Here is an 11852-nt window from a genome sequence, read left to right as displayed (position 1 = left end):
ACCTGACGCAAACCACATTTGCCTCAGAGCCTCCCGCATCGCAGCAGGCGCCTCGCTCGTCCGGCCGGGCGTCGATATCAAGTCTAGTCGAACCGGCAGACGACCTCGGCCGCGAGCCGTTTCAGCTTGCCGTCGGCAAAGGTCAGATGCAGGCGCAGCAGTTGATTGCCGAAGGCCGTTGTCTTGATGGTGTGCAGCGCTTCCAGCGTCGGCCCGGTCCAGGTCGTCGCGTTCTCGATCACGGGCCGCCAGAACCAGGCCGCAGGCGGCACGATGCTGATCGTGCCCAGCAGCCGTTCGGCCTCGGCCTGCTCCAGCCCCAGGGGGAAATAGCGCGCGGCAATCTCCGTCGCATCCCGGCCGCATTCATTGGAGCGAGTCGCGGTGAGGATATCGGCCACCAGCGGCGAGTTCGTCTGCGTATTGCGTCCGCGCGAATAATCATAGGTGACGACGAGGCAGGCCAGCGCGAACAGGCCAAAACCGATGCCGATCAAACGGCCTTTGCTGAACATGCCGAGCCCCTGCCCTCAACTGCAAGACCGATGGCGGCGCGTCTGCGCCGGCCATCGCGCACTCGTCTTAGCTCAGCTTACCCGGCTTTGGATATCTGGATGACGTTGTGAAGCGTTTGATCCGCGCCCTTGAGGAAGCGGCCGACATTCCGGGCCGCCTGCCGGATGCGCTGCTCGTTCTCGACGATGGCGATGCGAACGAAATCGTCGCCATGTTCGCCAAAGCCAATGCCGGGCGCGACGGCGACCTCCGCCTTCTCGATCAGCAGTTTCGAGAACTCGAGCGAGCCGAGATGGCGGAACTTCTCCGGAATCGGCACCCAGGCGAACATCGAGGCCTGCGGCGCGGGAAAGTCCCAGCCGGCCTTGCCGAAGCTCTCGACAAGCGCGTCGCGGCGCTTGCGATAGATCTCGCGCATCTCGCGGATGCAGTCGTCGGGGCCATTCAGGGCGGCGGCCGCGGCGACCTGGATCGGCGTATAGGCGCCGTAGTCGAGATAGGATTTGACCCGCGCCAGCGCCGCGAGCAAGCGCTCGTTGCCGACGGCAAAGCCGATGCGCCAGCCGGCCATCGAGAATGTCTTCGACATCGAGGTGAACTCGACCGTGACGTCCATGGCGCCCGGCACCTGGAGCATCGAGGGTGGTGGGTCGTTCTCGTCGAAATAGACCTCGGCATAGGCGAGATCGGACAGCAGAATCAGCTCGTGCTTCTTCGCGAAGGCGACGAGGTCGCGGTAGAAATCGAGCGACGCGGTATAGGCGGTCGGGTTCGCCGGATAGCAGGTGACGAGCGCGATCGGTTTGGGCACCGAGTGGATCATCGCCCGCTCCAAGGCGGGGAAGAAGGCCGGCGTCGGCTCGGCGGGAACCGAACGGATGACCCCGCCCGCCATCAGGAAGCCGAAGGCGTGAATCGGATAGCTCGGATTCGGCACGAGCACGACGTCGCCCGGGCCGGTGATCGCCTGCGCCATATTGGCGAAGCCTTCCTTCGAGCCCAGCGTCGCGACCACTTGGGTGTCGGGATTCAGCTTCACGCCGAAACGGCGCGCGTAATAATGCGCCTGGGCGCGGCGCAGGCCGGCAATGCCCTTGGAGGCGGAATAACGGTCCGTACGCGGCTTGCCGGCTGTTTCGACCAGCTTCTCGATGACATGTTTCGGCGCCGGCAGATCGGGATTGCCCATGCCGAGGTCGATGATATCGACGCCCTTGGCCCGTTCGGCTGCCTTGATCTTGTTGACCTGTTCGAAAACATAGGGCGGCAGGCGCTTGATGCGATGAAAATCGGTCATTTCGAACATGTCCCTGGACGAGCCGCGAGAACCGCCCCGTCACAATTGTGCGTTGACTGCCCTTAGCATCGCATCTTCGGTCAGGACAGGCCGCATGACGCAATTTTCAACGAAAGACGCCGCCGTGGCAGAGGCGCCTCAGGCCTTCCCCTTCGGCATGCCGTCGGGGCGCTCCGGTTCGCGTCCGATATCGGCATGGCGGCCGCAGCCTTCGTGCCTGTCATTCTGCCTTCAGCAGCCTGGGCAGTTCCTTGAGAAAGGCGTCCCGGAGCTTTCGCCCGGGTATGCCATCCACGCGCTCTGCGCCGATCAGCAAGCGCGCGAAGACGACGCGCCTGTCCTTGTTGTCGGCCCAGCCGACGAACCAGCCGACAGGCCGCTTCCGATCGATTTCACCGGCAGCGTTCCGAAGCCAGGTGCTGCCGGTCTTGCCTTTCACGGTCCAGTCTCCGGCGCTGAAGCTGGGAAGGATCGCCCTGGTCATCTCATGGGCCTTGCCCGAGACCGGCAGCGAGCCGGACAGGAGGCGCCTCAGGAAGCCCGTCTGCTCCTCCGGCGAGATCGTCAGCGACGACGAGATCCAGGAATGGGTCAGTCCATTGTTCTGCCCGCTATCACCCGAGACATCGCCATTGCCATAGCCGAGCTTCGAGACATGGGCCGCGAAGCTCTTGGGCCCGAGCCGGGCGGTCATCTCGCGCGAGTACCAGATGATCGAATCCGCCTGCCAGATCGTCGGGTCGACCGGCTTGCGATCCCGCGCCACCGCGTTGAAGCGCGATTGATAATCCCAAAGGGGCTGGTGCTGGTCTTCGAGAATGCCCGCATCGTAGCCGATTGCAGCAAGCGGCACCTTGAAGGTCGATGCAGGGCTGAAGCGCTTGTCGCAGGTTCCTTCGCGGTGGAGGGTCTTTCCCGATGCCGCCTCGAGAATGAGCGTGCAATCGAGATGCGGCTTCACCGGGACTGGTTGAGCCTGCGCAGAGCGGGGCAGCAGCGCTCCCGCAATCAGCATGGTTATGGCGAAGGAGAATGAACGGTGGTCTGCTTGCGCCATGGGGCGGGGGTCTCCGGAGCGGCAACGCCCCTGCCCTAGCGAGCCGGCTCGTCTCGGATATGGCGCCATTCCGGCAGGCTCGAATTAACCTGACCGATTGGTGAAGGCGGCCCTGACCACCGGATCGGACCCGCCAGACGAGTCGGCTGCCGCCCAAGAGAGTAGGCGGCTAATCGAAACGCGGATCAGTTGGTCGGAACCGTGGCCGGCGCCGGCGGCGCGGTCGCCCCCAGGGACTTGGCCTGCTCGCCGGCAGCCTCGTTCGAGATGCGCTTGGCTTCAAGGTCGGTCTCGAGCGTCTTGAAATCCGCTACAGGCTTGCGCGGAGCGGCGCGCGTCGCGGACGTGCCGACCGAGATGTAATCCTGCGTAGTCGAGCGGCTCTCCTTGACGAAGGGCTTCGATTCCTGCGGCGTCGTCGCAAGTCCCGCAGCCTCGGCGACACCCTTCGCCCCATCCCCGGCACAGCCGGCGAGAAACGGGGCGCAGAGCAGCAGCAGCGGCAGGAACCTTGTCGTAGGATTGTTGAGTGACATGAGCGGGTCCGGCGCGTTGCAGAATTATCTTTTTACACCATATCGTTTACGTCCTTAATGGGACCAAAATAGGAAGCAAGGGCTTCCGCAAAAGACGTGGCAAGGGGAGACGATTCATGTGCCCGCCAGCCGACGACAAGCCGAAGGGTCCTGCCGGCTCGGATGAAGCGCCTGTGCCGGATTTCGACCTGCTCGCCCAGAACATGGGGCGCTTCATGGAGGAAGCCGGGAAGGTCACCGCCGCCTATCTGAAGCCGATCGAGCGCGGCGAAGCGAAGACCGGCGCCGCCGACGAGGTCAGCGAAATGGTCAAGACCATTGGCCGGGTGGCAGAACGCTGGGTGACGGATCCGCGCAAGATCATCGAGGCACAAGCCTCGCTGACCAGCGACTTCATGAGTTTGTGGGCTTCCACCCTGAAGCGGGCCAGCGGCGAGGAAGCAGCGCCGGTTGCCGAGCCGGACAAGCGCGATGCGCGCTTTGCCGATCCGGACTGGTCGGCCCACCCGATGTTCGATTTCGTCAAGCAGGCCTACCTGATCGGTTCGCGCTGGGCCGAGTCGATGGTGGATCGCGCCGAGGACCTGGACCCGCATACGCGCGAGAAGGCTCGCTTCTACGTCAAGCAGATCGCCAGCGCGCTCTCGCCCTCGAACTTCGTCGCAACGAATCCCGAACTCCTGCGCGAGACGCTCAAGCAGAACGGCGAGAATCTCGTGCGCGGGATGAAGATGCTGGCTGAGGATGTCGAGGCTGGAGGCGGCGAACTCAAGATTCGCCAGTCGGATGGGCGCGCCTTCGAGGTCGGCGTCAATATCGCCACGACGCCCGGAAAGGTCGTCTATCGCAACGAGATCATGGAGTTGATCCAGTACGCGCCGTCGACCGAGCAGGTCTTCAAGCGCCCGCTGCTGATTGTGCCGCCCTGGATCAACAAGTTCTACATTCTCGATCTCAACGCCGAGAAAAGCTTCATCCGCTGGTGCGTGGCGCAGGGACTGACGGTCTTCTGCATCTCCTGGGTTAACCCCGATGAGCGCCACGCCGCCAAGGATTTCGAGAGCTACATGCGCGAGGGCATCTTCGAGGCCCTCGATGCGGTGGAGCAGGCGACCGGCGAAAAGCGCGTGACGGCGATCGGCTATTGCGTCGGCGGCACGCTGCTCGGCGTCACCCTCGCCTATATGGCAGCGACCAGGGACAGGCGCATCGAGAGCGCGACCTTCTTTACGACGCAGGTTGATTTCTCCAAGGCCGGCGAACTCTCGGTCTTTGTCGATGAAGATCAGATCCGTGCCGTCGAGGAGCAGATGGCGCAGCGCGGCTATCTCGACGGCGCACGCATGGCCGGAGCCTTCAACATGCTGCGGCCGAACGACCTGATCTGGTCCTATGCCGTCAACAATTACCTGAAGGGCAAGCTCCCGACTGCCTTCGACCTGCTCTACTGGAACTCCGATTCGACCCGGATGCCGGCCGCCAACCACTCCTTCTACCTGCGTGGCTGCTATCTGGAGAACCGCCTTTCCAAAGGCGAAATGACGATCGGCGGGAAGACGCTCGATCTGAAGGCGGTGAAGATCCCGATCTATAATCTCGCCGCCAAGGAGGACCACATCGCTCCGGCCCAGTCCGTTTTCATCGGCTCGCAATGCTTTGGCGGGCCGGTCGACTATGTCATGGCGGGCTCGGGCCATATTGCGGGTGTGATCAACCCGCCTGGCAAGGTGAAGTACCAGTACTGGACCGGCGGCAAACCCGAGGGCGTCTTCGCCGACTGGGCCAAGGGCGCGGTCGAGCACCCCGGTTCCTGGTGGCCGCACTGGCTCGGCTGGGTGACCTCGCAGGCACCGAAGACACTTCCGGCCCGCGAACCCGGCAGCGGCGCGCTGGCGCCGCTCGAGGACGCACCTGGCAGCTACGTCAAGATCAGGGTCTGATCCCCCTTCAAAGCCTCATAGCCTTCCGGCCAACAAAAAAGCCGGCCCAAAGGCCGGCTTTTCGTGGACGCGGGTGCGTTGGTCAGTTCTTCCGCACCACCGGGCGCATCGGGATCGACTCCTGCGGATTGTCCCAGCGATAGGTGATGCCGGCGGAAACGACATGAACATGCGGCTTGGCCTCTGCCGTGTAGAGCACGGCGCCCTGCTGCGGATGCGCACCCGAATAATTCACGCTCGCATTCTGGACGTGGAGGTAGGTATAGCCCAGATCGAACTTGATCTTGTCCGAGACCTGATAGCTGAAGCCCGTCGATAACCAGAGGCGGTCATTATCCGAGATGAAGACCGTACGATTCTCGTCGTTCACCGCCGAAAGCTCGTAGCCGACACCGGCGCGCAGGGTCAGATCGCGGTTGTACTTGTACTCAAGACCCGCCGAGAAGAACCAGCTGTCGTCATACTGGAAGTTCAGGCTGGTGAAAGGCACGCCAAAATTGCTGGCAACGACCGGAATGCGGCGGAAGCGGCTCCAGTTCGTCCATTCGACGCCAAGATGAGCCTGCCACTGGTCATTGATGACCTGCGAGAGGCCGAACACGACCGAATCGGGCAGGTTGAGGTTGGCCTTGATCGGGTTCGAACCCGCAGCGAGGATCGGCGGAACCGCTACAGGGGTCTTGAAGGTTCCCTCCAGCGAATGATGGATCATCGAGCGGTAGGCCAGGCCGATATTGGTTCCCTGCCACGGCGTCAGCGTCACGCCGAACTTGTAGCCGAAATCGATCGAGTCGCCTTCGAGGATGGTGTTGGCCGCGGTAGCCGTGATGCCGGCGGCCTGCTTCAGGTTGGTCTTGAAATACTGGACCTGGAGCGCAGCGCCAACGGCGAGCCAGTCATTCACCTGGTAACCGATCGTCGGCGAAACGTTGATCGTCGCGACGCGCGCCGAGCGGCCGTAGATCTGAGACGCATTGAACTGGTTGTCGGGTTTCGACCGCAGTCCGAACGGCGCCCCGGTGTGCATGCCGATCCAGAGGCGATCCGTGAGCTGCCAGGCCGAGTATGAAGCCGGAACGAAACCGCCATCACCACCGATCTCGCCTGTGCCCAGGTTGCTTCCTCCAGCGGCGCCGATCGGGACGACCGCACCGTTAGGCAACCGTACCCGTGTTGGCGAGGTCGGATCGTAGCTGGCGCTCGGAGCGATGTAGGTGAAATTCCAATTGCTGTTGCGGCCCGGAAACATCGTGATCGTGGCCGGGTTGAAGGTCATGGCCCCCATGCCGATGCCGCCAGAGGCAGCGCCGGCAAATGCCATACCGAGTCCCTCGGCACTTGTTCCGCTCCGCAGTGAAAACGAACTCGCTGAAGCGACGCCGGAAACCAGAAGAGCAGCGACTGAAACGGTAGCAGCGGCGGTGTAGCGAACGATGCTCTTCATCGAGTACCCATCCCCAGGATTGACGTTCTTTCGGGCAAATCACCCGCTTCGCCGACGAACATGCCGCGCTCGCGTTTCTGCCGCAATCCCGCCTTGAACGACGCAATTTCGCCATGCTTCTCCGTATGCCAGTGTCGCGACAGGCGGAATCGACCAAAAAACCGCCAATTCCTGCGACCTCGCTCAAGTCGGCATGCGAAAAAGATCGTTTATATGCGAACTATCGTAAGTTTTGCGCAGGTGGCAGTTCTGCAGGCCTGCGTCTGTTGGTTGTAGAAACGCTGTGCTTTGCCGACGGCCGTTGCATTCCCGCAACAAGTTTCGGGGTCCCCCTGTGCAGTTGCGTCATGCGCAGGAACCGCTTGCCTCCAGCGCCCCATCCGCACAGGATCGCGCCACCTTTGATCATATCGATTGAAACGGGGGAAACGACGTGAAACTGGTACGTTATGGCGCATTCGGCCAAGAAAAGCCCGCGCTGCTGGACTCCAAGGGCGTGCTGCGCGATCTGTCGGGCAAGGTTCCCGACATCGCCGGGAAGGCGCTGACCTCGGCCTCACTTGCGGCGCTGAAGGCGCTCGATGCCGAATCGCTCCCCGCAGTGCAGGGCTCGCCGCGCATTGGCGCCTGCGTTGGCGATGTGCGCAATTTCATCGCTGTCGGCCTCAACTTCGCCGACCACGCGGCTGAGACCGGCGCGCCAATCCCGGCCGAGCCTATCCTGTTTAACAAGGCGCCGAACTGCATCGTCGGCCCCTATGACGACGTCACCATCCCGAAGAACTCGAAGAAGACCGACTGGGAAGTCGAGCTTGCGATCGTGATCGGCGATGGCGGCTCCTATATCGCCGAGAAGGATGCCATGGCCGCGATCGCCGGCTTCTGCGTCTGCAACGACGTCTCGGAGCGCGAATTCCAGACCGAGCGCGGCGGCCAGTGGGCTAAGGGCAAGGGCTGCCCGACCTTCGGCCCGCTCGGCCCCTGGCTGGTGACCCCCGACGAGATCGCCGATATCCAGAATCTCGGCATGTGGCTCGAGGTCGATGGCGAGCGTGTCCAGAACGGCTCGACCAAGACGATGATCTTCGGCGCCGCCTATCTCGTGCACTATATCAGCCAGTTCATGCGGCTCGATCCGGGTGATGTCATCACCACCGGCACCCCGCCCGGCGTCGGCCTCGGCTTCAAGCCGCCGCGCTTCCTGAAGGGCGGCGAGGTCGTGGCGCTTGGCATCGACGGCCTCGGCACGCAGAAGCAGAACTTCGTTCCCTACAAGGGTTGAGATAAAAAGACGCCGCCATGGCTGCTTGACCCAACCATGGCGGCGTTGCCCACACCGCAAATCATGTCGCTCACAGCTGCCATGGAGGCAGCCAAAGCGGCGGGGACTAGTCTCGGGTCTCGTGTCGGAAAGCCACCCGTCGCCACAGCGACGTGACATTACGCACAACCGATCCCGATAGAGGCCATCCCTACCCCATCGGCTACCCCCATTTGGGGGACGTCAAGGCAAAGGGTCATCACGACCCCGTCAGGTGACGATACGTCATGATGCCGGTCGCCTGTCGGCACAGCCCCCTCGTCCCAACAGAAAAGGCCCGGCTTGTGGACCGGCCCTTTTACCTTTGCGGCCGCTATCCGGCTCGACGGTCTAAGCCTCGCCGAGCCCGAGCATCAGGCGGATGTTCTGCACGGCAGCGCCCGAGGCGCCCTTGCCGAGATTGTCGAGCTTGGCGACAAGCACCGCCTGCCGCAGTTCCTCATTGCCGAAGACCCGCAATTCGAGCTGGTTGGTGTCGTTGAGCGACTCCGCTTCCAGCTTGCCGCCGGCCTCGGCCGGAACCACCTTCACATAGGTCGAGCCGGCATAACGCGTCGCCAGCGCGTCGTGCAGGTCGGCGACCTTCGGCCTGCCGGGCAGCGTGTCGAGATGCAGCGGCACGGAGACGAGCATGCCTTGGCGGAAATTGCCGACGGACGGCACGAAGATCGGCCGCCGGGTCAGGCGCGCGTATTCCTGCAGCTCCGGCAGATGCTTGTGCTTGAGCCCCAGCCCGTAGAGCTCGAAGGACGGCGCGGCGTCGGCCTCATAGGCTTCGATCATGCTCTTGCCGCCGCCCGAATAGCCGGAGACGGCATTGACCGTCACCGGGTGATCCTGCGCGAGCAGGCCCGCATCGACCAGCGGCCGCAGCAATGCGATGCCGCCGGTGGGGTAGCATCCTGGATTGGAGACGCGGTTGGCGTTGGCGATGGCCGCGGCATGGCCGGGGGCGAGTTCGGCAAAGCCGTAGACCCAGCCCGGCGCGACGCGATGGGCCGTCGCGGCATCGACGATCTTGGGGGAGTCAGCGCCGAGTTCGTCGGCGAGCGCGACCGATTCCTTCGCCGCCTCGTCGGGCAGGCAGAGCACGACGAGATCGACCCCCGCCATCATCGCCTTGCGGGCAGCCGGATCCTTGCGCTTGTCGGGGTCGATGCTCTTCACGACGACCTCCGGCAGCGCTGCCAGCCGGTCGCGAATGCCGAGGCCAGTGGTTCCGGCTTCGCCGTCGATGAAGATTGATTTCAGATTCTGGCTCATCAGGGCCTCCGAAAGCGCGCTCGCGCACATTGATAGGTCAGCATCAGGCATAAAAAAACCGCGCTCCGGGCGCGGTTCGCGGACAATTCGGGGTTCAGCCGAGCGTCATCGCGGGCGCGCCGGGGCGGCCTGGTTGGTGCGACGTCGGATCGAGCACATGAACATGACGCTGATATGTGGGAGGGCGCCGCCCCTGTCAATCGGCATGTGACGCGACGTCGTCCTGCGGGCACGGCAAACCTCTCGCCCGACGGGACGGAGGCTTGCGTCATGCCTGATTTGCCAACGGATCGAATCGCTTGGCGCGCACGGCTCGCAAGCGGATTCAGTCCGTTCACACGGAGATTCAGCCGGCCTTCTTCTTTAGCGCCAGCGCCTGGATGTAGTGCTGGGCCACCGCGGCACCGGCGATCGCCGTCGCGTCGGCATGGTCATAGGGCGGGGAGACTTCGACGATGTCCATGCCGCGGAAATCGAGATCGCGGATGGCCCAGACCATGCGCAGTGCTTGCGCCGCCGTAAAGCCGCCGGCAACAGGCGTGCCCGTGCCCGGCGCGAAGGCCGGATCGAGCGCGTCGATATCGAATGTGAGATAGGCGGGGCCCTGCCCAACGCGCTGCTTGATGCGCTCGACGACGCCATCGACGCCGAGTTCATGAGCCTCATAGGCGCCGAGCACCTGGATGCCGCAATCGCGCGGCGCAACCGTGCGGATGCCGACCTGGATCGAGCGATCGACATCGATCAGCCCCTCGCGCACCGCCTCCAGCATGAACGTGCCATGCGAGACCGCGCCGACGCCATCGTCCCAGGTGTCCTGATGCGCATCGAATTGGACGATCGCCAGCTTGCCATGGCGGGCGACATGGGCGCGCAACAGCGGCAGGGTGATAAAATGGTCGCCGCCGAGCGTCACCAGATGCGCACCGGTCGCGATGATCGCGGCGGATTCACGCTCGATCGCCCTGGCGCAGCCCTGCAGATCGCTGCGCGGCAGCGAGCAGTCGCCGTAATCCACGGCCGAGAGATGCTCGAACGGGTCGATGCGGGACGGATACTGGGCATCGCCGTCGAAGATCGCACTGACGCGGCGCAGTGATTGCGGTCCAAAGCGCGTACCCGGCCGGTTGGAGACCGCGAGATCGAAGGGCACGCCCCAGATCACCAGGTCGCAGCCGGCGACGTCCTTGCTGTAGCGGCGGCGCATGAAGGAGAGCGCGCCGGCATAGGTCGGATCCTGCGCCGGGCCGCGCCGATCGCCGGTGAAGGCGTGGTCGATGGAGGGGGTGTCGACGGGTTCGGTCATGGCAGCAATCCGTGAATGAAGTCAGCGCCTGCCCGTGAGCCAGACATAGAGGCACCAGGGCAGGATCAGGGCGAGGCCGGTCAGGACCAGCCGAAATGTGGTCCAGGCGATGGGGTTCTGCAGGGCGCGGCCATCGAGTTCGGGCACGCCGTGGATCAGGCCGAGCGCGAAGGCCGGTGTCAGGAAGATGATCAAGGCCCGCCCGACCCGGCGCCCGGTCGGCTCCCCCGTCCGCGCAAGCGCAAGCAGCGCGGGAACCGCTATCATTCCGAAAGCAATGAGAACGAGCAGGATGCGCATGGCGGAGGCTGGAACCGGAGACGTGAGCCTGCGGTTTAGCATGGCCGTGGCCCTGATCCAGCCGCGCCGGGCGGCGGCCGCAGCCGAATCTGTCGTTCAGGGCACCGGTGGTATCAACGCCCGCCCGCCACGCGCAGAACGATGCCTGTCGTATAGGCGGAGGCCTCGGAGAGCAGGAACAGCACGGCCTCGGCGATCTCGTCCGGAGACGCCGCCCGCTGCAGGGGAACGAGTGGTGCGATGCGCTCGACCCGACCTGCTTCGCCCGTCGACAGGGCATGGATCTCGGTCTCGGTAATGCCGGGCGAGACCGCATTGACGCGGATGCCGGCAGGGGCAAGCTCCTTCGCAAGGCCAATCGTCAGCGTATCGACCGCGCCCTTGGAAGCGGCGTACCAGACATATTCGCCGGGCGAGCCGAGCGTTGCCGCAGCGGAGGAGATGTTGATGATCGCCCTGCCCTTCCGTTCCGGCTGAGCGAGCAGCGCCCGCGCTGCTTCCCGCGCAACCAGGAGCGCGCCGGTGACGTTCACATCGATGCAGCTGCGAATGACCTCTGCGTCCGCCTCGGCCAGCGGGCCTGATTTGCCGGTGATGCCTGCGTTGTTGACGACCTTGGCGATGGGCCCGAGCTTCGCCTTCGCCTCGGCGAAGACGCGCAGGATATCCGCCTCATCAGACATGTCGCCCTGAAGTGCAACCGCGCTTGCGCCCGCGACCTTGCAGGCCGCGACGACCGAAGCGGCGGCTGCCGCGTCGCGTTGGTAATTGACGGCGACATCATAGCCACGCCTTGCTGCCATGACTGAGATCGCGGCGCCGATGCCGCGGCTGCCTCCGGTGACGAGAAGAACGGGACGGGTAGCGCTCAT

11 protein-coding genes are annotated in these 11852 nt (G+C 64.1%); 2 read left to right on the top strand and 9 right to left on the bottom strand.

The features are described 5' to 3' along the window. Positions 1 to 83 precede the first annotated feature (83 nt). The 4 genes from AB4099_RS10200 to AB4099_RS10185 all read right to left on the bottom strand — a co-directional run bounded on the left by AB4099_RS10200 (position 84) and on the right by AB4099_RS10185 (position 3406). A complete protein-coding gene (locus AB4099_RS10200; RefSeq protein ID WP_441477965.1) occupies positions 84 to 515 on the bottom strand; it encodes a hypothetical protein in 432 nt (143 codons plus the stop codon). 77 nt (positions 516 to 592) lie between these two features. Continuing rightward, positions 593 to 1813: an LL-diaminopimelate aminotransferase gene (locus tag AB4099_RS10195; protein WP_113516642.1), complete on the bottom strand. Its 1221-nt coding sequence runs from the start codon at positions 1811 to 1813 to the stop codon at positions 593 to 595. Positions 1814 to 2033: 220 nt separating this feature from the next. Further along, positions 2034 to 2870 (bottom strand): class D beta-lactamase, encoded by an 837-nt coding sequence (gene blaOXA / locus AB4099_RS10190; RefSeq protein WP_441477964.1) that lies wholly within the window; start codon positions 2868 to 2870, stop codon positions 2034 to 2036. Between the two features lie 185 nt (positions 2871 to 3055). Beyond that, positions 3056 to 3406 carry a hypothetical protein gene (locus AB4099_RS10185; RefSeq protein WP_441477963.1) on the bottom strand — a complete coding sequence of 117 codons (351 nt, stop codon included), beginning with the start codon at positions 3404 to 3406 and terminating at the stop codon, positions 3056 to 3058. Between the two features lie 116 nt (positions 3407 to 3522). On the opposite strand from AB4099_RS10185, the gene phaC reads away from it, so the two are divergent. After that, positions 3523 to 5346, top strand: a complete 1824-nt coding sequence (gene phaC / locus AB4099_RS10180; RefSeq protein ID WP_113516592.1) for a class I poly(R)-hydroxyalkanoic acid synthase — start codon at positions 3523 to 3525, stop codon at positions 5344 to 5346. Positions 5347 to 5428: 82 nt separating this feature from the next. Here the strand turns inward: phaC and AB4099_RS10175 are convergent, their stop codons facing one another. Next, positions 5429 to 6790 (bottom strand): OmpP1/FadL family transporter, encoded by a 1362-nt coding sequence (locus AB4099_RS10175; RefSeq protein WP_113516591.1) that lies wholly within the window; start codon positions 6788 to 6790, stop codon positions 5429 to 5431. A 433-nt stretch (positions 6791 to 7223) separates the two neighbouring features. On the opposite strand from AB4099_RS10175, the gene AB4099_RS10170 reads away from it, so the two are divergent. Continuing rightward, positions 7224 to 8072, top strand: coding sequence for a fumarylacetoacetate hydrolase family protein (locus AB4099_RS10170; protein WP_043232088.1), 849 nt, complete (start codon positions 7224 to 7226; stop codon positions 8070 to 8072). 369 nt (positions 8073 to 8441) lie between these two features. On the opposite strand, the gene argC is transcribed toward AB4099_RS10170, so the two are convergent. From argC to AB4099_RS10150, 4 genes are all read right to left on the bottom strand, one after another. After that, on the bottom strand, positions 8442 to 9374 hold the full coding sequence (gene argC, locus AB4099_RS10165; protein ID WP_441477962.1) for an N-acetyl-gamma-glutamyl-phosphate reductase: 933 nt from the start codon (positions 9372 to 9374) through the stop codon (positions 8442 to 8444). Between the two features lie 346 nt (positions 9375 to 9720). Further along, on the bottom strand, positions 9721 to 10680 hold the full coding sequence (speB, locus tag AB4099_RS10160) for an agmatinase (RefSeq protein ID WP_113516589.1): 960 nt from the start codon (positions 10678 to 10680) through the stop codon (positions 9721 to 9723). 21 nt (positions 10681 to 10701) lie between these two features. Continuing rightward, positions 10702 to 11022, bottom strand: coding sequence for a hypothetical protein (locus AB4099_RS10155; RefSeq protein ID WP_162768255.1), 321 nt, complete (start codon positions 11020 to 11022; stop codon positions 10702 to 10704). 71 nt (positions 11023 to 11093) lie between these two features. Next, positions 11094 to 11852, bottom strand: coding sequence for an SDR family oxidoreductase (locus tag AB4099_RS10150; protein WP_441477961.1), 759 nt, complete (start codon positions 11850 to 11852; stop codon positions 11094 to 11096).

Origin of the sequence: Allobosea sp. 2KB_26 (assembly GCF_052115715.1) — a bacterium.
In the GTDB taxonomy this organism is placed as follows: Bacteria; Pseudomonadota; Alphaproteobacteria; order Rhizobiales; family Beijerinckiaceae; genus Allobosea.
This window is presented reverse-complemented; position numbering and strand designations above follow the sequence as displayed.